The following is a 26,464-nucleotide window of genomic DNA, read 5'->3' as shown; positions in this document are numbered from 1 at the left end:
GCTTTGTAAGGTCTAAAAGCCTTGAGCTTTGGTACAAAATCGACTGAGGAATTACTATGTCATTTCCCCAAAAAATTGTGTTGGCATCGGGTAACCAAGGAAAGGTTCGTGAGTTCACTGCGCTTTTCGCTGATTATGGCGTTGATGTAGTGGCGCAAAAGGAACTTGGCGTAGAAGATGTCCCTGAAACAGGCACTACCTTTGTAGAAAACGCTATTATTAAAGCTCGCCATGCAGCTGAAGTCACTGGTTTACCGGCAATAGCCGACGATTCAGGCTTAGTGGTAGATGCTCTAGGTGGTGCACCAGGCATTTATTCGTCTCGCTACGCAGGCGAAAATGCGAGCGACGGTGATAACATCGACAAGCTACTCGCCGCATTAGACGGCGAAGCAAACCGAAAGGCGCACTTTTTCTGCACGCTAGTATTTATGCAACATGCTGGCGATCCGGTTCCCTTAGTAAGCCAAGGTAAATGGCAAGGTGAAATATTGCAGGCTCGACAAGGTAATGGCGGTTTTGGTTACGACCCTATTTTCAATGTATCGTCTCATGGGCGCACCGCTGCAGAACTTGAAAACAGTGAAAAGAACCGCATCAGTCATCGCGGCAAAGCGCTGGCTATCTTGCTTGATAACATGAGAGCGGCCTTTGCGTAATCCTCCTCTTAGTTTATATGTTCATATTCCGTGGTGTGTTCAAAAATGCCCCTACTGCGATTTTAATTCACACGGGTTAAAGTCGGCCCTACCGGAAAAAGAATACGTTGCACACCTTCTAGACGACCTGGCAATAGATGCCAAGGCCGTAGGCGATAGACCTGTAGACACTGTTTTTATCGGTGGTGGCACGCCTAGCCTGTTCTCGGCACAAGCCATGGCAGATATTATTGAAGGCATAAAAAGCAGAGTTAATTTGGCATGCGATGCCGAAATTACCATGGAAGCTAACCCGGGCACGGTTGAAGCTGGAAAATTTGAAGGCTTTTATCAAGCCGGAGTTAACCGTATTTCTGTTGGTATTCAAAGTTTTCAGCCTCAACATTTGTCTATATTAGGGCGCATTCATAGTGAGAGCCAAGCGGTAAATGCGGTAGCGCAGGCACACAGCGCTGGGCTTCCTACCTTTAATCTTGACTTAATGCACGGCTTACCTCAGCAAAGCGTCGATAACGCCATGTCGGATTTAAATCGGGGTATTGACCTAAATCCTTATCACTTGTCTTGGTACCAATTAACTATTGAGCCAAACACCCCCTTTTACTCGCGCCCTCCAGAGCTTCCCGACGATGACATATTATGGGAAATACAGGAACAGGGGCACAGGGTATTAGAGGCCGCCGGCTACAAGCAGTATGAAATATCAGCCTATTCAAAAGAAGGGCACCAATGTAGACACAACCTCAACTACTGGCGTTTTGGTGATTACTTAGGTATTGGCTGCGGTGCCCATGGCAAAATAACGGATGTTGACACCGGCTCTATTCAAAGGTTAGTGAAGGTAAAACACCCTAGGGGTTACATGGAAATGAGCAGACCCTACATTGATAAGAAAAACACCGTGGAAGCAGGCGACCTTCCCTTCGAATTTTTTATGAACAGGTTTCGTTTGCTGGAGCCTTGTCCAATTGACGACTATAGGGCGCTAACTGGGCTAGATATTTCTGATGAAGTAAAATTCGCGCTCGAAGATGCTGCCCAAAAAGGGCTGCTTGATATTTCGTCTCAGCATTGGCAAGTAACATCTATGGGACGTCGCTACTTAAACACCTTACTTTCTTGCTTTGTATAATACGACAAGGCTTAATAAAACAAATGAGTAAATGAAACAGAGGTCCTAATTACTTTCTTCGTCTTGAGACGTAATAATATTGTAAGGTTCAAAAGCGGGTAAGCTTGCTCTCAAATTTTCTTCTGCAACATCTAAACGCTTGAGCTTTTCGCAAAACCACTCGGCTTTTTTACGCAAGGTTGTTGCTTTATCGCCAACATCCAAACGTTCGCCAACGGTATTCAACTGACGGGTTATTTCAGCCACTCTATCTTCGTTTACTTCGCCGTTTTCGGTATTTATTCCACTGATTGCAGATAAAATACCGCCTACAGACGTCGAGATCGCCTCTTCTAGCTGCGCTTCAATTTCGCTATCAACAAATTCGTCAACGCTTTCAAGGGATCCCGGGCCAATAAAATAATGATTACTGGCATGTCTAAACTTATCGCGTACTCTGCTTTGAACCCTAGACATGGCAGAATTCAAACGCTCGTAGCTATCGTGATCGCTTCCCACCAAACCTAAATACACATGCTCAATGGTGTCGATAGCCAGGTCAACCCCTTCTGTGGCCAGCACAATCATTTTGGGCACCACGTAATGTAAACCACTAGCGTATTCTTTTAACCACTCTCTTTGCTGTTTATCAAGGGTTTGCCAGCGTCCGCCGATAAAAAGTTGAGATTGCTCGTTTATTTGCACAACCGTTCGAGTTTTGTCCATAACTCGCAGCTGATCGCTATTTACTGCGATCCCATAGGCAAAATCGATATTACAGGTGTATTCAGCCTGAGTAGAAAAAGGCAGCCCCGCTAACAAGCAGAACAAGACTGAAAATTTGTGAAAACGCGGAAAAAATTTCATACCTCTATTGTGGCTAGCTTAAGGAAAAATAAAAAGCCGTGTTGAGTCTAACGTGCTAAAAATCAGGTTGAACTTGAACTAGCTCTCATAAAAAGAAAGCACTTAACAGGATATGTGCTGAATACGTGCTTCTTTTCAAATTAACTAGGGCGTGTTTGTCTTAAAACCCAATGCTCACTCATTTTCTCCGGTAAAGGTTCTTACCAAACGGACATAAATAAACCGGTCTTTCTCTTTAATAGAGTGGCTAGCGTTAAAGAACGCCACAACCCAAGCTCTATCAGGATCATCTGCAGAAGGTGTGGATGTCCAAAAGTCATCGGCGGGAGTTTCTGGAAAAAGCCCACTATTAACAGCTGGCCTAACGCAGTTTCGCTCGGTGATAGAAGCAAGCTCTTTCACATTCGGCAACCGCCAACCTAATAAATCGTTATCACTGGCTTCATGAGCAAGCTGAAGGGCTTGTTGCCAGGTGTACTTTGTCGCTTCGCCATCACACGTTGAACCATTCCATGTTTGTCCTTCCGAGCAGCGTCGCCAAACCAAATCTGTCGCAGTGTCGAGTAAAGATGAAGTAGTCACCGCGGTAAACCTATCACTGGGAGTGGTTTCCAAACCGCTTGAAAGGCATTCTTGGGCAATTGCAGCACTAGGAAAAATAAACGCCGAAGTTAATAGTGTGGCTAGCGCAGCACCAACCGCTGTTTTTTTATTGGTTATTCGATGAAGTGCCATATTATCTTCCTGCCCTTACTAAGCGTACCCTTGCTGCAGTTGATTTATTCAAAAAATTATCAACCCCCGAATCAAAGTCTAATGCCCATGCGTTCTGCGCATCATCACTATTTACCCCGTCAGCACTTGGCACAGAAGTCCAATACCACAGAGGCTGGTTGCTAAGTGCGCCGGTGTTGGGGAAATAGTCTGCATCAACAGCTACCACGTCTTTTAAGCCTAAATGCAGCAAAGAGAAAAGCTCCTCATGAGTTGGCATTCGCCAGTCAAAAAAGCCGCACAACCCTTGAGCATTCACCGCTGCCACATAAGCTTCTGTATTACAGTTTGCCAATGTGCAAGATGCTGCCAAACCGGCTTCATCACCCTCAAAGCCGCCGTTATCGTCTTGGCTATACCATGTGTAGGTAAAATTCTGATCTCGCAATAATCCGTCGTCTGTTTTAACTTCCCATACAAGGCCAGTTACGTTGTCTCTAACGCAAGACCATGTTTGCGCATCAGCGTCCTGCTCATCGCCGTTTGCGTTCAAGCGCGTGAAGTCAAAACCGGCTAGCCCTCGCCCTGCTTTTTCTATCAAACCATTTTTACCAACAATATCGGCCCCTCGCTGACCATCTTGGCCTGGAAATTCGTTTTGCTGTACCTTGGTAATTGCATTATTCGTGGCCTGATCCACAAATCCCGTGTCGTTTATAAGGGCTGTTGGCATAGGCTGCACTCGAACAGATATACTGTCTTCCACGCTATTGTTGTTAGCATCGGTTACTGTAAGCGTATAAGTCAGTACTGTAGGGCTCGATACTAAAGGCGCAATAGCAAAAGTAGAGAGTGCATTGCTATCATCTACCGCTCTTATGCTTACATCTGCGTTTGAAGACGAGGCCTCGTTGGTAAAAGAAGCATTACCGGCAGAAGAAAGTACGCTGCCAAATCGCTCCCACTGGTAGGTTAATGTATGGTCGCTTGCGATACTGGTGCTTGCCTGCCCATTAAGGATAATGACTTCACCGCTGAATACTCCTTGCGAAAATCCGGCATCGGCTACAGGCAGGGTTTGGGATTCAGATTGAATAGATAGTGAGACTGACGTTGTGTTGCTTGCGCCTTCGCTATCGGTTACCTCAAGCTGAAACTCTATTACTTGAGGATCGTTGGCAACAGGCGTGCTAATGCTAAGCGTAGAGGAGTGAGTATCAACGCCGGTGATTACATTGATTCCCGCGGTTTGCGACCATCTAAAGCTGGCAATTTCATCCCCTTGTGATGGAGCGTCGGCATCACTACTGCCCGAGCCATCAAGCACAATATCGACACCACCTGGAAATTGGTTTTCTGCTAAACCTTCCCATTGCGGAACAAAAATACTCGCCACTGGAGCTATATTAACTGGGGCAACAGTAATAATGGTAGAGTCGCTTCTCGTATTACCGCTCGTGTCATTCACAGATAGAGTTAGCGTGTAATTGGTGTCCTCGCTTACTGACGGAGCGACAAAACTTGCCGTAGAAACCGTGTTGTCTTCATGCGTAATATCCAAAGTAGGTGAAGAAGACCAGTTATAAGTGTAAGTACCGTCACCGCCGGTTACTTCGCCGCTTAATGAGTAAGTTACGCCCTCTGTAACTGTGGCATCGGGGCCTGCATTGACGGCAAGCCCAGTGCTATTTGGAGGACTATCGGAATCCCCACCGCCTCCACAACCACTTAAAATAAAAATAGCAGTGCACATGGCGAGAAATTGCGAGGAGCTGCTAGCTCGCGAAGACAAACGATTGAAAAAGGTAAAAGGCGTTACGTGCATATCAACTCCAACCGCACGGTAGCAAGAGTACCGTGCGCAAAAAACAGTATGTATATTAAGACCTAGGGAGAATAAGAAAGGTAGCTATGGCGGAAAAGCACTAAAGAGTTCGTTTTAACTCCTGCGCTTCTGACACCGATACCTGTAACGCTTCTAATTGCTTTTTCCCTACTGCCACATCGGTCATGTCGTAAATCATCATACTGATGTAATCCACGTTCCCCGTTGCCGAAGTTAACGGCGACAGCGTGATATTTTGATACATATATGACTCACTACCTGTAATCGGCCGGTAGTTAGGAAACTTAAACAAATATGGGCGTTGTTCCCATGTCATGAAAGCACGGGTTTTCAATTCAAATACTGGCTTAGCTTTTTTCATAAACCAGTCTTTTTTAATTGCGGGAAATAAATCAAACAGCGATTTTTCTCTTACCTCACTAGGCAAAAGTCCGCTGTGGCTTTCCATAAAACCATTCCACACTTGCACAGAAAAGTTTTTGTCTAATACTACAATACCAACATCCACAGTTTGCAGCATGTCCATCATCCAGTGGAATTCTAATAAATCATCTAAATTCTGACTCATTAAAAATCCTCCAATAGATGGGCAAGTTTAGAATTCATCATTTTCATCGATTCTTCAGTAAACAGCAAAATGAGGTCGCATTGTACGTCGTACCCTTCAAGTCCGTAACTTAGCTCTATGGCCAATGTACGCTTCCACTTAATTTGATTCATACTGATGATTTCTGTAATTGCTCGATGCTGGCCAAGAACAATTGGGTGACCTTGACTGAAGTTCACATCCATTTGATTTGCCAAGCCAGTAAGACAAGTACCAATTAAGATACTTGCTGCATCCATCAATAATTCTAACTGGAGCTGATCGTCTACCTCACCTTCTACATTAAGGATTTTAGCAACGTCATCGAAGCTTGAATCACTTAAAATGCACAGCGCCTCACCACTTATACCCGGCCCCAAAAAGCCTTGGCAAACAGCGGTCACCTCTTCATGACTCTCTATATCAGACAGCATCATGTGAAGTTCAGACACCTCAATAAGGTTAACGTTAGGTATGGGAAGTTCTACAAACACATCCATTGTTCGGGCTAGGTGATCGCCGGCCTGCCCCATAGCAATGTTGGTAATTTCTTGATAACAGTCGCGAATATCTGGGTCTAAAGGAGTAACTTCACGAACGGGTTCACTGTCGGCATGCAGTATATTGTGTTTATCCAACACATCTGCCAAGGCTTGGGGCTCGACAGGTTTGCGAATAAAGTCTAATGCGCCGAGAGATAACACCCTATCTTTCGCTTCAGGCTGAATATCGCCCGACACCACGATAACCTTTGTTTTTAAACCCTGTTGCTGAATGGCTTCTAACGTTCCATACCCGTCTAACACAGGCATGTTTAAATCGAGAAGGAGAAGATCGCCTTTACCAGCGGCAAGGGAAGCCAGCCCCTCTTGACCATTCTTTGCAAAGTGTACGGCAACGTCCCAATCTTGCGGGAGGCACTTTGCCACTTGCTTTCGTGCAACTAAAGAGTCATCACAAACGAGTACGGAAAACATTAAGCTTTAATACCACCTAATTTTGGAAACCAGTTTTCACCGACTTAGTTAACTTATTTACCCTATTAGGTAATTATCGGCAGGACAGCAGCAAACTGAAACGTACTTTCGTCCGCGCTTACATCATCGTCCATTCCTTTTGTCTATACACAGAATGATACGAAATGCTTCACTAAGAAATAGCACTTTTGGACAATATTGCCAAAGATAACGCTAAAAAATCTTATCAACCAGTTTACATCATAATACTGAAAATTAGTGGTAACACAAAGGCCGTAAAAATACCGTTTATGCATAGACCAAGCGTGGCCATTGCGGCAACGTCTTCTCCCATATGAATAGCTTTTGCAGTACCCACCGCATGGGCAACCGTTCCTAATGCAATCCCTTGAGCTACTGGGCTTGTCACATTGAACAACGTAAACATTGTGTTAGACAGCACAGCGCCGACAATACCCGTTACTATCACAAACACAGCTGCAAGTGGAGCTATGCCACCTATTTGCGCACTCGCCTCCATGGCAAGTGGCGTGGTAATAGATTTAGCTAACATAGTAAGTTGTAACGCTATAGGGGTGTTTAAAATATAAAGGGTAATCCAAGCCGTGAGAGGCGCAATAATGCCGCCAATCGCTATGCTGATAAACAGCCTCCACCCGTATTTTTTTAAACTTTGCCATTGCTTGAATATAGGTATTGCCAATGCCACCGTTACCGGGCCTAACAGCCAATGCAAAAAGGAAACGGATTGCTGGTAACGAGGAACGTTCACCTGCGTAAGCACTAGAAGAAGTGCCACTAATGCCGCAGTGACCACAAGGGGATGTAACGCAGGATGCCCACTAAAATAAACATTTACTTTAAGGCTAACAAAATAGCAAAGTAGCGTTACCGACACCCAAAACAAGCCACTTAATGTAAAAGTATTCGCTAACGCATCTATCATTTTAAGCTATCGCCGGTCTTTCGAGTCAGAGCGTATAACATTACCTTCCCCCATCAATTTACCGGCAAACCAGCCCGTTAGCCCAAGACACAATGCCGTAGTGCCCACAATAGCAACGAACAAGGCCACGCTATTTGATGTAATATCATTCCAGTAAAGACTCACGCCAAGCACTGCAGGTACAAATAATACCGACATATGCTTGAGAAAAGGCAAAGCAACTAGTGTGGTGGATTTTTCGAGGTTGGGAACAAAAAATAACACGGCTAACAAAATTACCAAGCCAAGCAAGGGACCGGGAATGGGCAAGCTCAGCTGATGAGATAAAAACATGCCGCAATAGTACGACAGTAAAATCATAACGCCGCCAATCATCCTACTTTTTACTTGCACCCTGTTCCCCTAGTGTTTACTTGTTTTTATGGCTACTTGGATACCTAGCTTGATATCAGGCAAAAAAAAGGCTGGATTCACCAGCCTGCCACTTTCAATCAGTCTTTGGAGATCAAAAGAAACTGTCTTGGTGGATTTTAATAAACATACTCGTACCAATTTTCGAATAGTCTATTTTGTATTCTTTTCCATTTAGCGTTTGTATAAACACCAATGTTTTTTCATCGCCAAAAACGTCACTCGTAGTTACATCGACAAGTTCCATGTCCATCATTTTGGCTTCACGCTTGTTATCAGGTACTTTTCCTTCGAATTGCTTTATACCTTTATAAGTAACGAGTATTGGTGGATTGTCATCACCATTTGTCACTAGTAAATCTAGCTTTCTAATTTTGTGAATGATGGTGTTTCGGCCACTTGTGATAAAGGCTTTTTCTGTCATTTTTGTCTCCGCGACAGCGCACCTGCTGTATAAGGCAATGCAATGTTAAATAATTATTATAAGTTTACCACTGTTTACACGCGTAGCACATAAGCAGTAATTTCATACTTTTGACTAAAGTATAAACATAAAAGCAAGAAAACAGGCAAATTATTGCGAAATTATCACCATTCATAAAATATTATATTCAGCTGCTATCTCATTAATATCAATTGAGCATTAACGCGATTTACTGCCACTTAATCCACGGGCGATTCACTAGGTTGTGTATTAGTTTGTCGCACGGGGCTGATTCAGGAGATGCAAACTTGCAATCCGGCGCTTCATTAATGTCTATTTGAGCAAATATATTCGACACAGAAATATCAATATCTAAATCGGTATCAAGCTGTGTCATGGGCAAAATAAATTCCACCCTATTGGTAAAAGCACACTTTTCGACCTTGTTGCTATCGTCGTTGGAAAACTCACACCCTGCATTACCTAAATGATAGGACCAAGTTGCTTTTTCATCATTGACTTTTGAAAGGTCTAACTTCAAAAACATATGCCCATTAAGTGCGTCTGCGAACATAGACTCATCATTCAAAGGTACTGGTTGAACATTAACGTCTGCATGATTTTGTTCAAACGGAAGGCCCATGGTAAACCGCAGGTTTGTTGATAGCTTTAATAACTCCTCAGAAACATCGAGCACAATTTTGCTATTTGCGTCGCTAGGCTCGCTACATGCAGAGTGAAATTTCAACAGCGCTGTTTGCGGTGTTTGCCAGTGGCTTTGCTTGAACTTTACTCGCTGCCACTTTCCATCTACTCGCACTTCAGGGTTGCTAAGATAAAAGCCAAAGTAGTCGATATTCCACCTATTATTGGCCGCGCTCAGTATAATTGGACAAGCGTCGGTCTCAACCCCAACCAAGTTAAAGGGAATTTCGCCAGCCTCTCGCCCTTTAAATTTGCTTATATCACAGCCGCTTAATGCCAACATAGTAGTTAGAAAAAGTGCAAGTGCATTGCTAGAGCGAAGGTATGTGTTCATGCGAGTCTGTTGTTCCTGTAAATGAGAGCGTAACAATGAGTAGACGGTATTGATGGGGTAAAGTTTAAAAAGCCTGCAAAATATTTCAATAGTACTCCCTTTGTGCACCTTTAACAGGAGGCGGTCAAGAAAGACTAGGTATAAAAAACCTAAAGCGGCAGTTTAGTTAGCAACTCTCAAGATTAACCCTAAGTACCTAGACTTAAGTAACTAGGCTTAAGCCCCTTGACTTAAATTTAGGATATTTTTATGCCGGCTCTTAGAATGTGAACAAAAATAAAGCAAACAATTCATAAAGCTATCGCCAAGGCGTGACAAGCCAAATAAAACTGCTTATACTTGCGGTCGCTTGGAATTGCGGATGCAGAGATTAGCTATAAAGCCTAAGTCAATAACCGTAATAACAACGCAGCGCAAGACAATCAGTTCAAAATGGCCCCATAGCTCAGTTGGTTAGAGCATCCGACTCATAATCGGCAGGTCCCCTGTTCAAGTCAGGGTGGGGCCACCATTTTTTCTAGCCTCAAGCGATAGTCATCACTAACACCACCTACGAAATTGCAGTTTTAGTCGGATAATTAGTTGGGTAAGTATAAGTTCTTAGTACAGCTCTATAATGGGATAAACTGAGGGAATGTGGTGGAATTTCGTTTTTTCACTTCTGCTTGAAAAGCTCTACATACCGTTCTGCATATAATAGTACATTGTTCGCTAAATCTTCATCATCTAGCATTTTTATCGGCAAATCTTCTAAGGCGGGTAAATCACCGAATTGAGGTGGTTTCTTTTCTAGCCATCGCCAGCACTTATTTCGATTAGGCTCTACGGTTAACAGTAATTCGAAAATGCGCTCTAAAATCTCTGGCTGCCCGAACCACCCAACAGGTTTGGTTGCTGCTTTTCGTCCACCTTGTACTATTCTCGGCAGCTGCGAAGCCTTTAATTCTTCCTCAAGTATATTCTTGCGTGTCCAATCCGCAAACTTATCAAGTTTCTCATTAGGCTTTCGAATGCTATCCATAGTTGGTATAACTAACCCTACCTTAACCCTATTCAAAGACTGAATTTTTTCCAAAGCGCTCGATAAGTCAGTATCGTTCGTTACGAACACTACTTGCTCTAAATTATCATCCGTCATTACATCAAAAAGTGACTCAACCGCAATGTTAACATCGGTTTGCTTTTCTTCCAGCTTCCAAACGTTGACGTATTCGCACTCATTCGGATGTTTATTTAAATTATTTTCATCGACTTTAAATGCACGAATTTGGTTTACCGAGTAGTAGCCTTTGATTATTTCAAAATTGACTTCTTGAGCATGAAACTTAAGCGCGCGATGATATGTCTGCTGGTCATTCAGGGAGTCAGGAGACATCGCAGCTTTACCAACAATATCAGCGGTAAAGTATTTTATGCTTATGTCACTATAATCGCTTACGCGCTGGGAGGAGGAAGGGAGTATATATTCTCGGAAGAGCTTAGCTAAATCCAACCACTTATATGGAGTACGCTTAAGACAACCGTAATATAAATTATATCCGTCAATATATACGCGTGTTCTCAAGCAAACTTCCTTATTTTTGATACAAAAAAACCGACACAAAGGTCGGCTTTTTTTCCCTATATCCAGGAGATATAAAATCTACACGTGGAAGTAGGGTTAGTTGTTATTTGTAAGTATACACACTTAAAGCACAGATCTGGTCATACCAGTAAACAGCAAAAGACCCTATTACATAGTTCTAAGTTTACATGATAACTGTACGAATAAATAGCCTTCAAATTAGGCCTCGTGTAGTCTCGTTGACTTAACAACTTCAAGCTTCGTCCCTATTCTTTTTAAAATTCTCCGCTTGTTCGAAAATTTCTTTATATACTTCATCACTGTCTACCGGTGGGTAGCCATGTTTTGCGAGCAGAATGATTAAATCTACCTTGAGTTCGGCCTTGATATCGTCTCGCTGACTCCAATCTGTGTATTTAGCTTTATCATCTACAACGGCTTTTACAGACTTGGCTAACTCAACCAGTTTTTCTTCTGGGTAGTTAAAGTCATATTTGGCTGCTAAGGCGAGTAGGATGTCGTAGAACGCTTTCTCTTCGAAATTGATACCCATGTCTTCGAACGAGTTCATTTCGTCTCTGAGGTCGTTATACATATTGATAATTTCATCAGAGAAATCTTCGAGTACGTTACTTACAAGTACATCATCTTCTTTGCGTTCATTGTATCGTTCTACCAACGATTTAAAACGCTCAGAGAAATCAAACGCTTTCGATTTATTTACCTTTTTGAATTCGCCCAAGGCTTTAGCCAACATTTGTTGAAGTAGCTGTATCTTGGTATTGGGCAGCTTTATCTTTTCAATTTTGGCGAGGTAATCGTCATCAAAGATGTCTACGCCATCTTGCCCCTGCCCAAGCTTGAAGATTTCCTCAACGCCATCGGCTTTTAAAGCCTCGGTAATCATCTCTCTAACCTTGGCATTCATCTGTGCGGTGTCGGGCGCATTACCTTTAGTGAGCTTGTAAACAATAGAGCGCACAGCAAGATAAAAATGTATACGGTCTCGCTCTGTTTGATTGAGCTTTTCACTCCCGCAGCAAACGTCGTATGCGGCCTTTAATCTTTTGACCAACCCCATGAAGCGGTGTTCAAGCTTTTTGGTTTGTAGTACGAATTCTGCAGCGTTATTCAGGCAATTTAACTGCGCTAAGGGTTTACCTGTGAAGTACTCAGTAGCATCGAATCCATGTGTAAGTTTCGCCAACAAGTCTAGATGGTCTTTTACCACTACTACCGACTGAGCGATATCTTCAAAGTTGGTTTCGTCGGTCTTGGCATATTGCGCCAGCGCTTTGTTCATCTGGCTTTTAATACCGATATAGTCAACCACTAAGCCTTTGTCTTTGCCTTCATACTTGCGATTAACACGGGATATTGTTTGAATAAGATTGTGGCGTTGTATGGGCTTATCGATGTAAATTGTATCTAGAAACGGCACATCGAAACCCGTCAACCACATGTCTACGACGATAGCGATTTTAAAGTTGGATTTTTCATTCTTGAATTGGCGATCTAGCTCTTTGCGATACTCTTTGTTTCCAAGTGCATCCCATAATACTTTGGGGTCATCTTTGCCACGGGTCATCACCATTTTAACCCGTTCCATCGGCTTAATTTTTTTCTTCTCTTGTTCTGTGAGCGTTGCGCCTGCCTCACACTCTAACACCTCAAACCACTCTGGTTTTATATCTTTGAGTGATTGATAGAATTGCCATGCAATCTCACGACTGCTGCATACAAACATTGCTTTGCCTTTAATGGTTGAGCCTTCTGACAATCGTTGCTTATAATGCGCTACAAAGTCTTTTGCCAAAGCCTCAATTCGGTCTGGGTCACCTAGAATCGATGTCATATTTGCAGAGGCTTTCTTGCTTTCTTCGATTTGGTGTTCGTTGCTACCGTCCTCGGCGCATTGTCGGTAATACGCTTCAATCTCTTCAAGCTTTGCATTATTCAATATAACTTTAGCAGCCCGACCTTCATACACGATGCGAACGGTGATTTCATCTTTCACTGACTCTGTCATGGTATAGCTGTCTACCACCTGCCCGAACACATCTAAAGTAGCGTCTACAGGCGTACCTGTGAAGCCCACATAAGTGGCGTTAGGTAAAGAGTCATGCAGATACTTTGCAAACCCGAACGTGCGCTTTACGCCCGCATCAGGCCCCTTCTCGACTATGCGAAGTTTTTGGTCAAGATTAGTCTGGCTGCGGTGGGCTTCATCCGAAATGCAAATCACATTACTTCGTTCGGTTAACAACTTAGTATCTTCGGTGAACTTGTGAATTGTAGTAAGAAACACACCACCACTATTACGGCCTTGAAGCTTTGCGCGCAAGTCCGAACGGCTCTCTACAGACTCTACGGTCTGGTCGCCAATATACCCTTTTGCATTGGTGAATTGCTGAGATAACTGGTCGTCCAAGTCGGTTCTGTCAGTAATAAGTACAATAGACGGGCTTTCGAACTCCACACTCTTCATCAATAAACGCGTTAGGAACTGCATAGTGAAGCTTTTACCGCATCCTGTTGCCCCAAAGTATGTACCGCCTTTACCATCGCCTATTGGCTTACGGTGCTCTTTGATGTTTTGGTATAGCTTTCTAGCGGCATAGTACTGCGGATAGCGGCAGACGATTTTCACTTCATGCTTCGAAGTATCAGGAAAGTAAACGAAGTTGCGTATAACATCGCGAAGCCGTGTTTTATCAAACAACCCTTCCAACATGGTGTGCAATGAACTGATACCTTCTTTTTCAATCGGCTCGTCACCCGTCACTTTACGCCACGTATAGTAGAAATCGTAAGGTGCGAATAAGCTCCCCATCATGTTATTCACGCCATCGCTAATTACGCATAGCGCGTTGTAGATAAACAACTGAGGAATATCCCTTCGATATCGTATCGTGAGCTGAACAAACGCATCGTGAATGCTCGCCTCTTCACCGCGAATCGCACTTTTAAACTCGAATACAACGATAGGTAATCCGTTGATATACAAAATACCGTCAGGAATTCGTAGCTCGCCCTCGGCACCTTCTATTTCAAGCTGATTAACGACTTTGTAGATATTATTGTCGTTATTCAGGGCAGTGGTAGTTTTGAAGTCTGAGCTTTGCTCAGCCACATTGCGTAGAGGGGCGTCATCAATATGCCTAGTGTTCGGTTGGCCGTTAGATATTACAGGCAGCAGCGACCCAACCACATTATCGTAATCAATAAGCTGAATATACAAGTCTTTCTGTGAGGCTTTACCTGCTTCGCTACTGGCTTCTCGTTTAAGTAAGAAACCATCGCTTAGCCACTTACAAAAGGTTTTATTGCTTTCGTATAGGTCACTAGCAGGCAGAAGCTCAATCTGACGTATTATGCTGTCGATTTCACCGCTGGTAATATTATCATCGCCATATCGCTTAGCTAAAAACTCACGCAGGTCATCTTTGATAATAACGTCGGTAGGCGCACGCGCGATCTGATTACCTGGCACATAAGGATATCCCTGCCCTTCTAGTAACTCGATGATTGCCGCTTCTAATTGCGCTTCGGTGAAATTCAGCATAGCTACACTCCTTGTAATTCACCCTCTTCATTGATACCGCTTTTTCCTGTCGGATTTAGTCGGATTTCGCCGGATATCAGCTTTGGAAGTAAAGAGTCTTTAACATGCATCAAACTAGAGGTTGTTGATCTTTGTATGAAAAGCAGCCGGCATAGCAACGAGGTATAATTGTTTCGCCAAAAATAATTAACCGTAATGTTGCTATGCCAAGACTCGGCTATAAGCTTTGTAAATTGTGCTGGGATCATGATCAACCCTCAATAACTGTATTCATATACAGTATAGCAACAATTTAGCAGAACATAGCCAATTGGAAAGTATTATGGAAATGGTAAAAGAGAATCAGATTAGAGAGCTTTCGATTGACGAAACCAACGCAGTAAATGAAGGTAACCCATAGGTATGGATGGCACTTGGATATGTAGGAAGAAAAACTCTAGATTCAGCTATGGGTATTTCTTGGGGGAGTGGGCAAACAAGTTAACACTGACGTTTGTGATTAACTTCTGAGGCGATGCACATGAATAAATACTTCTACCTCGCCTTGATAAGCACGATTGCAGGGATAGTTTCAAAAGTAGCAAGAGATATGAGTGTTGATAGCACTCCTGTCAATGTTCTTTTAGGCAGCGCCCCTTCATTTTTCTCTATTTTGGGCGTGCTATTTTTCTCGAAGGTAATGGTTGCCAAAGAAAAATATAGTTATAAATATCCTGCTTTTATTCTGCTTGGAACACTACTTTACGAGATCGAGCAAATTTGGAGCAACAGAGTTTTTGACGTATACGATATTCTAGCCCTGATTTTAGGGTATTTTCTATTTTTAATAATTACTGGGGCATCGGGAGTAGAGCTAAAAAAACAAGCATCTACAGAATAGTTTGGCTGATGTAGCGACAAAAGCAATCATGCTGGTCAATGCCGCGTTTAAACTGCATAAAAAAGCCCTACCTACCAAAGTTGATAGGGCCTTTATATAACGTACACTCTGAGAGAGCAGGCTTTACCTACTCACTCTTTAAGAGACTACTCATACAGCGCTTAGTTAACAAAACCTTCGTTGGCTCTTATCGTCAATGGATGGTAGCCAGGCTTTGCCTCTTCAAATGCTTTTTTCGCCAATGCTTTACCTTCGGGTGTTTGCGAAAGCGTGCGATAAAGCGGCTTAACCAGTTTGTTGCGACCAATGCTTACAAGGTAGGTGTATAAACGCTCGTATGCTGGCTTGTACTCATTGGCTACCGCAATCATCAGCCAGCTGTGGGCAATTTCGTTGTTTTGTGTTTCTGTTAGCGAGAACGCACTGTCTAATTCGACAAGCTGCGTGTCGGTCAACGACTCAGGCATGTTATTAAGGAAATACAACCACTCGTGCACAGTCCATTGCGCGGTTTCAATATCCGCTGCTTTTACGTCACCAGAAAGCCAAGCGCTTCGTGTATCATCGATTTTGGTAAAAGCATCAGACTCAGGCTTTGGTGCATCTTCTGGAATACCAGGCTCAAAAATCCACTGCTGAATACGCTCAGCATCTAGCTTTTCTGGATATTGCTTAAGTAGTGTCTCATCCAAATAGTCGATAAAGGTATCTGTAGTGATGCTTTTGAATGCAAAGTCTTCGAAGTACTGCATTAAAAATGCATCAAAATTCTCACGCCCAACTTTTTGCTCTAACTCTCGAAGGAAAAGCGCGCCTTTTTCGTAAGGGATATTTGAAAATACATCGTCAGGGTTACGACCACGTAAATCGATAGCAAGAATTTCATCGTTTTGTTCTAGTGAAGCGATATCGTTTCGCAAGTCTTGATAGCCTAGCATGGCCTCTTTTTTAAACCGCTCATGACCATAAATCATTTCCATGATGCGATAAGTTAAATAGGTGGTAAAGCCTTCGTTTAACCACAAATCACGCCACGTAGCGTTAGTGACGGTATTCCCAGACCAGCTATGAGCTAACTCATGGGCAATAAGAGATACTAGGCTCTTGTCACCCGCAATTACGGTTGGCGTGATAAACGACAGACGAGGGTTTTCCATGCCACCAAAGGGAAATGATGGGGGTAAAATTAATAGGTCGTATCTATCCCACTGATAAGGCCCGTAGGTCTCTTCAGTCACTTCAAGCATCGCCTCGGTGTCTTCAAACTCTTTTGCGGCACTTTCAAGAAGCGCAGGTTCGGCATACACCCCTGTTCTTTCTCCCATAGCCTTAAACTGCAAATCGCCAATGGCTAGAGCAATTAGGTAAGAAGGAATGGGTTGCGGCATGGTAAATGTGTATTCTCCATCGCGCTGCGTTTGCGGATCGTTTGCTGCGCTCATTACTGCCAATAGGCTTGGCGGTGTTTTAATGGTGGCCTCGTAAGTCACACGCACTTGTGGAGAATCTTGCAATGGTATAAAGCTTCGAGCGTGAACGGCCTGAGCTTGAGTAAATAAGAACGGATGCTTTTTACCTGCAGTTTGTGCTGGTGTGAGCCACTGAACGCCTGATGCATTCGGCGATGTGGCATAGTTCACCGTAACCTGATTGGCGTTCTCGGGTAACGAGATGGAAAGAGGCGTTCCTAGGTCAGCATCGGTTTCGCCTAAATCAAAAGGCACCGGCTCTCCATCAACACTAACACCTGAGATTTCAAGAGCTCTGGTATCAAGAACAAGTTGATTGTTGCCCGGAGCACTGCGCTCCACGCTTAAGGTTGCAGTACCTATTAATTGCTTTGTGTTGAAATTCGCAGTGAGGTCTAACGACAAATGCGTAACGCGTACTTCATCGGGATTAGAAAACGAGTGGTAATCTACACCCGAGGTCATAGCAGCGTCATTCACGTCTACTTTATTAGACATTTCAGACTTATCTAGGCTTTCGTTTGTTACAGCCGCCTTTGAATCTACGCTGCTTTTATTACTATTACTATTACTATTGCTGTTGTCGGTACACGCAAAAAGCGCGGGGACACAGATCAAAGTGGCAAGTAATCCACTTTTCTTCACAAATTGGTTCCCATTTGGTTTCATGTTGCTTCCTGTCTTTTATAATAATTCGTTCAACATCGTTATAGTAACAATTTGGCGCGAAAGGAGCGAAGGATAAACAAAGGGAATAAACCGGCTTGGTGAAAACGAAACAAGCAGCACCTGAATACCTTGCTTTAAAGTATTAGGTTTTCAGGCGCTAACTTATGAATTAAATGGTATTGCTACGCTTTACGCCAATGCAATATCTACTGCAATGTTTCCTCGGGTTGCATTTGAATAAGGGCAAACTTGATGTGCAGCGTCAACTAAGGCTTGGGCTTTTTCACGCTCCAGCTCGCCAAGATCTACAGTTAGTTTGACGGCAATAGCAAAGCCTTGTTCGATTGGGCCAATAGACACATCGCCCGTTACGTTTATATCGTCAGCTAGTTTAATTTTTTGCGAAGCCGCAACGTGTTTTAACGCTCCGATAAAACAGGCAGAGTACCCTGCTGCAAACATTTGCTCTGGGTTTGTGCCCTCACCACCTGCACCACCTAGCTCTTTCGGAGTCGAAAGTGCAAGCTCTAGTTTGCCATCGTCTGATTTCGCAGTACCTTCTCTGCCGCCTGTTGCTGTAGCCGTACCTGTATAAACAACCTGTTGTAATGTATGCATAATTTTCTCCTAATTCAAAGATAAAGGTGCAAAGTAAAATTTATTGCTCAAGCAAACACACGCGATTACTTTGCATGCAAAATAAAATAGCATTACGACGACTTGATAATCAAGTACTTTGCATACAAAATATATAAATTAAATGAGGAGTTTTGGTCGTGTCTGAATTATTGAAGCTAGAAAATCAACTTTGTCATCGCTTTTACACGCTGTCTAATGCGTTTACGCGTGCTTATCGACCACTGCTGCGAGAACTCGATATTACCTACCCGCAATATGTAACACTAATGGCGCTATGGGAAACCAATAACATCACAATTGCCGAGTTACTTGAGCGCACGGCTATCGACGGCGGTGCTATGACGCTTATTCTGAAGAAGCTTGAGGACAAGCAGTTTCTTAGTATTAAAAAAGATGAAAGCGACAAACGGGTTAAACGTGTGGTGCTCACCTCTAAAGGAATAGAGCAAAAACAAGTTGCTGAAAACGTACCCAAGCAAATGCTTTGCAAGTTACAAGGTATGAGTCAAGAGGAGAGTATTCAGCTGCGTCATTTATTAGATAAACTGAGTGGGTGTTTCGATAACAGCAGCGACTAGAGAGAAGCAAAACTCCTGTCCTCGCCGCTCGCTGTTATTCAATAACTAGAATTTCATGGAAAATAAAAGCTTAGCGTGCAGATGCATAATTAACGGCAGTCGCATCAGATTCTTGTGCATATTGCGTTAGGTGATGAGCTAACATATTTTCTACACGCTCTATCATCTGATCGCGCTTATAGTCCCAACCACGCTTATCGGCTTGTTTAGCTTGCGCAATGTAGTAATCCATACGGCTTTTGCGTAAAAGGTGCGTTTTTTTACTTAGATCAAACTCGACTCTTGTGTATGTCTTCTCAATTTTCGTTATGTTTCCATGATAGGGCTTTGCCGTATCTTCGGCGGTAGCGCGACTAACAAATGTGTCTCCGTTACCTAAAACTCCCACCAATACAATTAGTAACGACACTACAATTCCAGAAAAAAACCAACGTAAAAAAGACATATATTACTCCTTGGGTGCACTTTATCATTACCGTCCCGACAAACCCCTCGTCAGTAATGATGATCAAAACAATCAAATCTACGTTTTCCGTTGCAGCTTTCGCACCAAAAATAAACCTTTATAAAATCAGCAACATAAATAAAAACACAGTATTACGAATTCATTTATTGGAATTTTCTACACTCTACTCGGTAAATACGCGCTAAATACCCGCTTAAATGCATTAGCGCATTAAAGTGGCAGCTTTCACCAACAACAAATCAACCACACTTAATAATAAAAAGCGGTAACGTAAATATCATTTTGTTAGGCTCCTTTTCTGCTATCATTCTATTTCAGCGAACAAGTGTTCTCTGAAGTCTTTTTCAACCATTCTTTGCAGTGTTCAAAAAGATTAAACGGTTTCTTTAATCACCAGAGAGGAACAAAGGGTTCGATAGGAGGATTAATGTCAGCAGTAAAACATCAAATAGAACGCATACCTGCTAGAGCATATTCAATAATAGAAGAGTGGCTTAATAGTGTAAGTCATGGTGTGGGTTTAGTGGCCGCTATTGTTGGCCTCATATTTCTCCTCAATCGAGCAGACGACACCTTATCTCTCGTCACGGTTTCTATTTACGGCAGCACATTAATACTTATGTTCTTAAGCTCTACGCTTTATCACGCAATATCTCATCACAAGGCCAAAGAGTGGCTAAAGCTGTTCGACCACAGTGCAATATACTTATTGATAGCAGGTACTTACACACCGCTCTTATTGGTCTCTATTGGCGGCGTACTGGGCATTGTCATGACTACCCTAATATGGGCACTAGCGTTTGCTGGTGTTGCGTTTAAGCTGGTTGCGCAACATCGTTTTCCTAAGGTTTCGGTAATGACATACTTGCTTATGGGCTGGATAGCAATTGGCCTTATTTATCCGCTTTACGTAGCTTTACCGGGTGCAGGGCTTTGGCTACTCGTAGCAGGAGGGCTTTGTTTCAGCGTGGGTGTCTGTTTTTATGTGGCGAAAAAGGTAAAATACACACATGCAATATGGCATGTATTCGTAATTGGCGGGTGCGGTTGCCATTACTTTTCAATTTATTACTTTGTGGTGTAACACGCGCTGTGACTAAAAATGAATTTGCAAACGGCATTGAGGACAACGTCCCTCAGGCAATAGCTTGGTTTTCGCTAAAAGCAGGAAAAATATGCTTAGGTAAAAAACCTATAGCGAATGCATACGACAAACTGAAAATGCTAGGTGTAACCCACATTGCTACCGTTCAAACCGGCGAGGAAAATGCCCCGGAAGTGCGCGACGCTGCGTTAAATAGCGGGCTAGAGTGGCTTTGGGTGCCGTATTCTCACCCGTCTTCACCGTCGCTTACCGATGATGTTTACCTTCACCAGTATCTCAACGAGCTGTCAAAAATGCTCTCTGAATGTGCGAACATATATCTGCATTGCGACGGCTCTCAACATCGCTGCAGCCTTTTGTTTTACGCCTTGTGCCACTACTTAGGAATTCCCTCAAACAGCGCTTATAACGCATTACATAGCTTTGGGAGAAATGCCGCAAATGGACTGTCTCGAGCTGAACTTACATGGGCAGCAAAGCTTGGCCATGCTGCCCCTAAGCTATAATTTTCACACTGATAAAGCGCACTGCAATATTGCTACTCACGAAGCTTAAAGCTTTATGCGCAAGTTATTTAAGCATTGGAACAGGCAGTAATGGAGAAACAATCTCGCCAATACGACGAAATAGCTGCATACGTGTAGTGCCTGATCGCCATACTAACCCAATTTCTCTGAATCCTTTTTCTTCCGCAGGAAAACTTTTAAGTCCAGTGTGTTCCAAAATTGACTGGTTAATAGCTAACTCTGGTAAAAAGGTATAGCCCATTTTACTGTTAGCAAGCTGAACCAATGTATAAAGACTGCTTGCTGCAACACTGCTAATTTGGTCGCGATGCTGAAGATTACATGCACTAACCGCATGGTCGGTCATACAATGCTCTTGCTGAAGAAGAAAAATACTCTTCTTAGGAAGCGACGAAATGTCCACCGGATTTGGTAAAGCAGGCATCATATCTTCGTGCGCTATAAGGTGGAAAGGATCGTGACCAAGCACCATTTGCTTACATCCGGGTGTATCCATTGGAAGTGCAAGAATAAGTAAATCTAACCTTCCATCGGTAAGCTGCTGTAAAAGCTTTTCCGTGGTGTCTTCCTGCATTTCTAAATTAATGTCGGGAAGAAACGCTTTAAACGCTCCCATCATGCCTTCAAACAAAAACGGTGCAATGGTAGGAATAACACCTAACTTAAGCGTACCGCGCTGCCAGTTACCTGCATTTTGCGCGTACTCTACTAGTTCTCCCGCTTCCTGTAGCAGCACTTTGCTGCGCTCTACAATATCTATACCTAGTGATGTAAACACAAAGGTTTTGTGCTCTCTTTCTAGTAACTGGCTACCGAAGTGCTCTTCGAGATTTTGAATCGCCGTACTTAGAGTTGATTGGCTAACGTTGCAACGCTGAGCTGCTCGGTGAAAATGTTGTTCCTGATGCAGTGTGACAAGGTAGTGTAAATGTTTAAGATTTGGCCACTTCATGATCATCTCATAATAGATTGATAATATACTTTCTAATCTAGCATAAAGATTAACTTATCACACACCCAAACCTTTCAACTGCAACAAAAAGTTCTTAAACCTTTTGTGGCACAGCAGGCATTCTGAGGCTAGTATTATGGTGTGTTGCCACTTTTTAAAACATTGGAATTTGCACGGCAGCAACAGTGCTAACGAGGCTACTATGAAAGGACATTATAAGAATATTCTTTGCGTACTCAGTGACTCTCATCGCCAGGATGAGACTGTGGCGCAAGCAATTCATATTGCGAAAACCCATCAGGCTGAAATTACTATCATGCTTGCGCTAGAAGCCCTTCCCCCTAACGCCAACATGGTAATGGAATCTTTTTCGTATATAGAATCGCAACAGAATATGGAAACTCAAGCACAGCAATGGTTAAGCAAGCAGTCGAAAAGCTGGAGTCAGCAGTACCCAGTGAACACTGCGGTCGCTATAGGGGACCCATTGATCAATGTTGTTAGTCGTGTGGTGAACCATGATGTCGATCTTGTTATAAAACGCGCTGAAGAAAGCTTTTTAGACAGACTTTTTGGCAGCCTAGATATGCGCTTGCTGCGCAAATGCCCATGTCCTGTTTGGATAGTGGACCGCAAACCAAAAAGCCAATACAAAAACGTGGTGGCCGCCCTAGACTTGAATTACCACTACCCTGAACATGAAGCCGAGGTAAGGCGAGAACTCAACCGCGATGTATTGCGCCATGCAAGTCAAATTGCTCTCCTAGAATTCGCTCAGCTACACGTACTTCATGTATTCGACGCTATTCCAGAGAATATGACGAGAGATGGTTTTGTTACTGTAGATAACGAAAATATGGAAGACAATGTCGCCTCTTTTTTTGCCGAGCGTGATGCAGAGCTAACTCGACTGCTTGACGAACTAGAGAGTGACCTTGATGACCATGTTCTTGAATATTTAAAACCGCAAAAACATATTGTTCACGGCCACCCTAGACGTGATATCGCTGCCACTTCAACATCTGTTAACGCCGACGTGGTCATTATGGGTACAGTGGCGCGCGTGGGCATTCCGGGCTTTATAATAGGTAATACAGCCGAAGAAACTATGCATCAGCTTCAGTGTGCTGTGGTAGGCATAAAACCGGCGGGGTTTAAAACCCCCGTGTCAGTAGAAGAGTAAAAGGTTTTTCAAGGACCAAAAACAGAAAAGCCACGTTGTTGTAGATTACTAAAGCAACCAACATCAACGCGGCTCTTGGTCTCATTAAGGCGCTTTTTCTAAGCTACGCCGAATGACGCCTTTAAGATATAGAAGAATATAATTGAGAGCACGGCACCTGCGGGTAAGGTAACAATCCAAGAAACAACGATGTTTCTTACAATACCTAGGTTTAACGCAGACACACCTCTTGCTAAACCAACACCCAGTACGGCACCGACAAGAGTTTGCGTAGTAGATATAGGCAGACCGGTGCCTGAGGCAATAACAACCGTACAGGCCGCGGCTAATTCTGCCGCAAAACCTCGACTAGGAGTTAGATGCGTAATGCCTTGACCGATGGTTTTTATGACTCGATGACCAAATAATGCCAAACCGGCAACAATGCCTAAGCCGCCTAACGGCAAGATCCACACGGCTAATTTTGCATTAGCATTTATTTCGCCGCCACTGCTTACTACACTGACAACCGCAGCTAGCGGACCAATAGCGTTTGCAACGTCATTAGAGCCGTGTGCAAATGCCATACAGCAAGCCGTTACTACCATTAGTAACGCAAATACTTTTTCAACATTAGCAGCCTGTAAATCTGCATCTTCAGAACCGCTGAATTTCATACGGCCAATAAACCATTTACCAACAATACCTAGCGCAACAGCAATAGCCACAGCCAGTAAGTAACCGTTTACAGCACTCATCTCAAGACCAACGTGCTTGAGGCCTTTTTTGATGGTTACAAGAGACATAACAAAACCGGCAAGCGCCATGTAAAAAGGCACGTACCGCTTTGCGCTTTCGAAAGGAGAAGAAGTTTGGAAAATGAGCTTATGAGCACTCATAAAGATGAGGTAAGCAATAACACCAGAAATCGCGGGGGTTACCACCCAGCTACCAACAATGCCGCCTACTTTACCCCATGCAACGGCATCCATACTGACACCTGTTGCGGTAAATCCAATAATTGCACCAATAATAGAATGCGTTGTTGATACCGGCCAACCTAACCATGACGCTACAGCTAGCCAAATGCCGGCCGCTAACAATGAGGAAATCATGCCTAGCACTAGCAATTCAGGTATATCAATGAAAAAACTTGAGTCGATTATGCCTTTACGAATCGTAGAGGTAACTTCCCCTCCAGCTAGGTATGCCCCAGCAAACTCAAAAATCATCGCAATGAAAATTGCTTGTTTTATCGTTAATGCTTTTGACCCTACAGATGTTCCCATAGCATTGGCAACATCATTCGCTCCAATTCCCCACGCCATGACGAAACCTACGCCACCGGCAAGAAGAATTAAAATCAGGCCATAACTTTCAAAAAAATCCACGAATTATCGCTCCCGAGCTTTTGCGATTTGGGCTTCACGCTACATCACCGTGTAGCACTTTCTCTAGACCTACTTGGCTAGAGTGTGATGTTAAAGACAGGTTCTATAATGGCACAATGTTCGTTTTTTGCACGACCTGTCCTCGGCTCCGGCGCATGATAACGTAATCATCTTCGAAGCCATAGCGAAAATCATCGAATTTCTGCAAAAGTTTAAAACTGCGACGATAATTCAAACAAATATTTCATTTTTGTGACAGAAAGATTTCAATCAGCTCGCCATGCCACGTCTTTCGGGCGCTTTGGCAATTTTTCTAGTTGCTCGCTTTAGGTCAAATCTTCAATTTTTTGATGGATACTTTCAAGAGAAGTGTGGCGAACGTCGGTACCTCTGGTGAGATAAACAACATATTCGCACACGTTCTTGCATCTGTCCCCTATTCGCTCTAAAGAACGCAACGCCCAGAGCACATCTAGCCAGTCTTGCATGTCTTCAGTAATTTTTTCCATTTCGTGGGTGGTGTAGGTAATCAGCCTCTTATATTCACTATCAATTTGGTTGTCTTGACGGTAAACCTCAAGTGCGGCCGCTTCATCTTGACGAGCAAAGGCATCGAAGGTTCCACGCATCATATCGATTACACGCTCACCAATAAGCACCATGCTACTTTTTATTGTGTCAGATGATGGCAATTTGTTGCGGGTAACTAATTTGGCTATTCGTTCAATCTCATCACCCATACGTTCTATGTCAGTAATCGCCTTGGAGATCGTCATAATTAGGCGAAGATCACTTGCTGTAGGGTGGCGCTTCGCGATAATTCTTAAACACTCTTCGTCAATTTGAATTTCCATTGAGTTTATTTTCAGGTCATTCAACACGACTTTTTCGGCAAGTGCGGCATGATTGTGTTTAATGGCATAAAGCGTATCCACCATCTGCTGCTCAACCTCTCCCCCCATCGTTAGCACAGAGTTACGTAAATTCTCTAACTCAACGTTAAAGGTAGCGGAGATGTGCGTATTAAGAGCAACTTGGCGCATTGTGATATAACCCCATCAAAAATTTCGAACAAACCCAATAAATATACTCTATCAAGCAGCCTAACCATACCGACCAGTTATATAATCTTCGGTCTGCTTTTTCTCTGGCATGGTAAAAAGCGTGTCGCTGTCTGCATATTCTACCAACTTACCTTGATGAAAAAATGCAGTATAATCGCTCACGCGTGCCGCCTGCTGCATGTTGTGCGTAACAATAACAATAGTGCACTGCTTTTTGAGCGACTCCATCAACTCTTCAATAAACAAGGTGGTAAGAGGGTCGAGCGCAGAAGTTGGCTCATCGAGCAACAATACCTTAGGTTTAAGTGACAGCGCCCGAGCAATCACCAAGCGCTGCTGCTGCCCTCCAGATAGCGTCATTGCAGGGTCGAAAAGTCTATCTTTTACTTCATCCCACAATGCCGCCTGCCTCAATGCTTTTTCTACCGCATCGTCAAGATGCCGCCGTACTTTTACGCCTTGCAGTTTAAGCCCGTAACACACATTTTCGTAAATGCTCATAGGAAAGGGGTTGGGCCGTTGAAACACCATGCCTACCTTGGCGCGAAGTCGAGATACATTAACCTTTTTACTGTTAATATTTTTACCATCTATGATTACCTCACCGTTATAAGAACAGCCGTCGTACAAGTCATTAAGTCGATTAAAACAATTGATTAGCGTCGACTTTCCACAGCCGCTTTGTCCTATCAGCGCGGTTACCTTGTTTTCCGGAACACGCATGGTGATGTCTTTCAGCACATGTTTCTCGCCAAACCATAGGTTTAAGTCCTTTACATCTACTGCGGTTTGCTCGCTAGTTAGCTCACTGACAGGCTTTATATTATTTTTAAACAGCGTAAGCATGTTGACA

The 26,464-nt window shown here is 43.3% G+C and carries 25 protein-coding genes and 1 tRNA gene; 8 read left to right on the top strand and 18 right to left on the bottom strand.

Features of this window, described 5'->3' with window-relative positions:
* The first annotated feature begins 56 nt into the window (after positions 1-56).
* Positions 57-659, top strand: a complete 603-nt coding sequence (rdgB, locus tag BM528_RS04135; protein ID WP_071978790.1) for an RdgB/HAM1 family non-canonical purine NTP pyrophosphatase — start codon at positions 57-59, stop codon at positions 657-659.
* The gene (hemW, locus tag BM528_RS04130) at positions 652-1,791 is read left to right on the top strand and encodes a radical SAM family heme chaperone HemW (protein WP_071978789.1); all 1,140 of its coding nucleotides are present in this window, start codon (positions 652-654) and stop codon (positions 1,789-1,791) included. The genes rdgB and hemW overlap by 8 nt, the downstream gene beginning before the upstream one ends.
* Before the next feature lie 45 nt (positions 1,792-1,836).
* Here the strand turns inward: hemW and BM528_RS04125 are convergent, their stop codons facing one another.
* From BM528_RS04125 to BM528_RS04085, 9 genes are all read right to left on the bottom strand, one after another.
* Positions 1,837-2,637: a DUF2884 family protein gene (locus BM528_RS04125; RefSeq protein ID WP_083595197.1), complete on the bottom strand. Its 801-nt coding sequence runs from the start codon at positions 2,635-2,637 to the stop codon at positions 1,837-1,839.
* A gap of 174 nt (positions 2,638-2,811) precedes the next feature.
* The gene (locus BM528_RS04120; protein WP_071978788.1) at positions 2,812-3,372 is read right to left on the bottom strand and encodes an Lcl C-terminal domain-containing protein; all 561 of its coding nucleotides are present in this window, start codon (positions 3,370-3,372) and stop codon (positions 2,812-2,814) included.
* Position 3,373: 1 nt separating this feature from the next.
* Positions 3,374-5,176, bottom strand: coding sequence for an Lcl C-terminal domain-containing protein (locus BM528_RS04115; RefSeq protein ID WP_083595196.1), 1,803 nt, complete (start codon positions 5,174-5,176; stop codon positions 3,374-3,376).
* Between the two features lie 100 nt (positions 5,177-5,276).
* Positions 5,277-5,765, bottom strand: a complete 489-nt coding sequence (locus BM528_RS04110; protein ID WP_071978787.1) for a PAS domain-containing protein — start codon at positions 5,763-5,765, stop codon at positions 5,277-5,279.
* Entirely contained in the window at positions 5,765-6,760 is a 996-nt protein-coding gene (locus tag BM528_RS04105; protein ID WP_071978786.1) for a response regulator, read from the bottom strand. Before BM528_RS04105 ends, BM528_RS04110 begins: the two co-directional genes overlap by 1 nt.
* A gap of 235 nt (positions 6,761-6,995) precedes the next feature.
* On the bottom strand, positions 6,996-7,706 hold the full coding sequence (locus BM528_RS04100) for an LrgB family protein (protein ID WP_071978785.1): 711 nt from the start codon (positions 7,704-7,706) through the stop codon (positions 6,996-6,998).
* Positions 7,707-7,712: 6 nt separating this feature from the next.
* Entirely contained in the window at positions 7,713-8,099 is a 387-nt protein-coding gene (locus BM528_RS04095) for a CidA/LrgA family protein (RefSeq protein ID WP_232230570.1), read from the bottom strand.
* Between the two features lie 112 nt (positions 8,100-8,211).
* Positions 8,212-8,541 carry a hypothetical protein gene (locus tag BM528_RS04090; protein WP_071978783.1) on the bottom strand — a complete coding sequence of 110 codons (330 nt, stop codon included), beginning with the start codon at positions 8,539-8,541 and terminating at the stop codon, positions 8,212-8,214.
* A 229-nt stretch (positions 8,542-8,770) separates the two neighbouring features.
* Complete coding sequence (locus BM528_RS04085) at positions 8,771-9,580, bottom strand: MbnP family protein (protein ID WP_071978782.1); 810 nt, start codon at positions 9,578-9,580, stop codon at positions 8,771-8,773.
* Positions 9,581-10,014: 434 nt separating this feature from the next.
* Here BM528_RS04085 and BM528_RS04080 point away from each other — a divergent pair.
* Positions 10,015-10,091 (top strand) — tRNA-Ile (locus BM528_RS04080).
* 144 nt (positions 10,092-10,235) lie between these two features.
* On the opposite strand, the gene BM528_RS04075 is transcribed toward BM528_RS04080, so the two are convergent.
* On the bottom strand, positions 10,236-11,144 hold the full coding sequence (locus BM528_RS04075; protein ID WP_071978781.1) for an NYN domain-containing protein: 909 nt from the start codon (positions 11,142-11,144) through the stop codon (positions 10,236-10,238).
* Between the two features lie 253 nt (positions 11,145-11,397).
* Positions 11,398-14,706 (bottom strand): type I restriction endonuclease subunit R, encoded by a 3,309-nt coding sequence (locus BM528_RS04070; RefSeq protein WP_198033609.1) that lies wholly within the window; start codon positions 14,704-14,706, stop codon positions 11,398-11,400.
* Positions 14,707-15,229: 523 nt separating this feature from the next.
* Here BM528_RS04070 and BM528_RS04060 point away from each other — a divergent pair.
* Complete coding sequence (locus BM528_RS04060; protein WP_071978778.1) at positions 15,230-15,589, top strand: hypothetical protein; 360 nt, start codon at positions 15,230-15,232, stop codon at positions 15,587-15,589.
* A 161-nt stretch (positions 15,590-15,750) separates the two neighbouring features.
* On the opposite strand, the gene BM528_RS04055 is transcribed toward BM528_RS04060, so the two are convergent.
* Positions 15,751-17,727 carry a M1 family metallopeptidase gene (locus BM528_RS04055; RefSeq protein WP_071978777.1) on the bottom strand — a complete coding sequence of 659 codons (1,977 nt, stop codon included), beginning with the start codon at positions 17,725-17,727 and terminating at the stop codon, positions 15,751-15,753.
* Positions 17,728-17,916: 189 nt separating this feature from the next.
* Complete coding sequence (locus BM528_RS04050) at positions 17,917-18,345, bottom strand: organic hydroperoxide resistance protein (RefSeq protein ID WP_071978776.1); 429 nt, start codon at positions 18,343-18,345, stop codon at positions 17,917-17,919.
* 158 nt (positions 18,346-18,503) lie between these two features.
* Here BM528_RS04050 and BM528_RS04045 point away from each other — a divergent pair, with 158 nt between their 5' ends.
* Positions 18,504-18,944, top strand: a complete 441-nt coding sequence (locus tag BM528_RS04045) for a MarR family winged helix-turn-helix transcriptional regulator (protein ID WP_071978775.1) — start codon at positions 18,504-18,506, stop codon at positions 18,942-18,944.
* Between the two features lie 70 nt (positions 18,945-19,014).
* On the opposite strand, the gene BM528_RS04040 is transcribed toward BM528_RS04045, so the two are convergent.
* Positions 19,015-19,389, bottom strand: a complete 375-nt coding sequence (locus tag BM528_RS04040; RefSeq protein ID WP_071978774.1) for a hypothetical protein — start codon at positions 19,387-19,389, stop codon at positions 19,015-19,017.
* Positions 19,390-19,837: 448 nt separating this feature from the next.
* On the opposite strand from BM528_RS04040, the gene trhA reads away from it, so the two are divergent.
* Positions 19,838-20,494 carry a PAQR family membrane homeostasis protein TrhA gene (trhA, locus tag BM528_RS04035; protein ID WP_071978773.1) on the top strand — a complete coding sequence of 219 codons (657 nt, stop codon included), beginning with the start codon at positions 19,838-19,840 and terminating at the stop codon, positions 20,492-20,494.
* A gap of 8 nt (positions 20,495-20,502) precedes the next feature.
* Positions 20,503-21,021: a hypothetical protein gene (locus BM528_RS04030; RefSeq protein ID WP_071981146.1), complete on the top strand. Its 519-nt coding sequence runs from the start codon at positions 20,503-20,505 to the stop codon at positions 21,019-21,021.
* 64 nt (positions 21,022-21,085) lie between these two features.
* Here the strand turns inward: BM528_RS04030 and BM528_RS04025 are convergent, their stop codons facing one another.
* Positions 21,086-21,994, bottom strand: a complete 909-nt coding sequence (locus tag BM528_RS04025) for a hydrogen peroxide-inducible genes activator (RefSeq protein ID WP_071978772.1) — start codon at positions 21,992-21,994, stop codon at positions 21,086-21,088.
* Positions 21,995-22,196: 202 nt separating this feature from the next.
* Here BM528_RS04025 and BM528_RS04020 point away from each other — a divergent pair, with 202 nt between their 5' ends.
* Positions 22,197-23,177 (top strand): universal stress protein, encoded by a 981-nt coding sequence (locus tag BM528_RS04020; RefSeq protein WP_071978771.1) that lies wholly within the window; start codon positions 22,197-22,199, stop codon positions 23,175-23,177.
* A gap of 98 nt (positions 23,178-23,275) precedes the next feature.
* Here BM528_RS04020 and BM528_RS04015 read toward each other — a convergent pair whose 3' ends face one another.
* The 3 genes from BM528_RS04015 to pstB form a co-directional block, all read right to left on the bottom strand.
* Positions 23,276-24,547 carry an inorganic phosphate transporter gene (locus tag BM528_RS04015; RefSeq protein ID WP_071978770.1) on the bottom strand — a complete coding sequence of 424 codons (1,272 nt, stop codon included), beginning with the start codon at positions 24,545-24,547 and terminating at the stop codon, positions 23,276-23,278.
* 326 nt (positions 24,548-24,873) lie between these two features.
* Positions 24,874-25,590: a phosphate signaling complex protein PhoU gene (phoU, locus tag BM528_RS04010; protein ID WP_071978769.1), complete on the bottom strand. Its 717-nt coding sequence runs from the start codon at positions 25,588-25,590 to the stop codon at positions 24,874-24,876.
* A gap of 60 nt (positions 25,591-25,650) precedes the next feature.
* Positions 25,651-26,457, bottom strand: coding sequence for a phosphate ABC transporter ATP-binding protein PstB (gene pstB / locus BM528_RS04005; protein WP_071978768.1), 807 nt, complete (start codon positions 26,455-26,457; stop codon positions 25,651-25,653).
* Between the last annotated feature and the right edge of the window lie 7 nt (positions 26,458-26,464).

The sequence above is a fragment of the Alteromonas sp. RW2A1 genome, assembly GCF_001886475.1.
Taxonomy (GTDB): Bacteria; Pseudomonadota; Gammaproteobacteria; order Enterobacterales; family Alteromonadaceae; genus Alteromonas; species Alteromonas hispanica.
The sequence above is the reverse complement of the archived record's forward strand: the minus strand, read 5'-3'. Positions and strand labels throughout refer to the sequence as shown.

Coding starts and splice junctions, on each gene's coding strand:
- BM528_RS04125 (WP_083595197.1), bottom strand. CDS start 2,637: ATGAAATTTTTTCCGCGTTTTCACAAATTTTCAGTCTTGTTCTGCTTG.
- BM528_RS04025 (WP_071978772.1), bottom strand. CDS start 21,994: ATGAAGTGGCCAAATCTTAAACATTTACACTACCTTGTCACACTGCAT.
- trhA (WP_071978773.1), top strand. CDS start 19,838: ATGTCAGCAGTAAAACATCAAATAGAACGCATACCTGCTAGAGCATAT.
- BM528_RS04115 (WP_083595196.1), bottom strand. CDS start 5,176: ATGCACGTAACGCCTTTTACCTTTTTCAATCGTTTGTCTTCGCGAGCT.
- BM528_RS04060 (WP_071978778.1), top strand. CDS start 15,230: ATGAATAAATACTTCTACCTCGCCTTGATAAGCACGATTGCAGGGATA.
- BM528_RS04105 (WP_071978786.1), bottom strand. CDS start 6,760: ATGTTTTCCGTACTCGTTTGTGATGACTCTTTAGTTGCACGAAAGCAA.
- phoU (WP_071978769.1), bottom strand. CDS start 25,590: ATGCGCCAAGTTGCTCTTAATACGCACATCTCCGCTACCTTTAACGTT.
- BM528_RS04040 (WP_071978774.1), bottom strand. CDS start 19,389: ATGTCTTTTTTACGTTGGTTTTTTTCTGGAATTGTAGTGTCGTTACTA.
- BM528_RS04055 (WP_071978777.1), bottom strand. CDS start 17,727: ATGAAACCAAATGGGAACCAATTTGTGAAGAAAAGTGGATTACTTGCC.
- BM528_RS04020 (WP_071978771.1), top strand. CDS start 22,197: ATGAAAGGACATTATAAGAATATTCTTTGCGTACTCAGTGACTCTCAT.
- BM528_RS04100 (WP_071978785.1), bottom strand. CDS start 7,706: ATGATAGATGCGTTAGCGAATACTTTTACATTAAGTGGCTTGTTTTGG.
- BM528_RS04110 (WP_071978787.1), bottom strand. CDS start 5,765: ATGAGTCAGAATTTAGATGATTTATTAGAATTCCACTGGATGATGGAC.
- BM528_RS04085 (WP_071978782.1), bottom strand. CDS start 9,580: ATGAACACATACCTTCGCTCTAGCAATGCACTTGCACTTTTTCTAACT.
- rdgB (WP_071978790.1), top strand. CDS start 57: ATGTCATTTCCCCAAAAAATTGTGTTGGCATCGGGTAACCAAGGAAAG.
- pstB (WP_071978768.1), bottom strand. CDS start 26,457: ATGCTTACGCTGTTTAAAAATAATATAAAGCCTGTCAGTGAGCTAACT.
- BM528_RS04120 (WP_071978788.1), bottom strand. CDS start 3,372: ATGGCACTTCATCGAATAACCAATAAAAAAACAGCGGTTGGTGCTGCG.
- BM528_RS04050 (WP_071978776.1), bottom strand. CDS start 18,345: ATGCATACATTACAACAGGTTGTTTATACAGGTACGGCTACAGCAACA.
- BM528_RS04090 (WP_071978783.1), bottom strand. CDS start 8,541: ATGACAGAAAAAGCCTTTATCACAAGTGGCCGAAACACCATCATTCAC.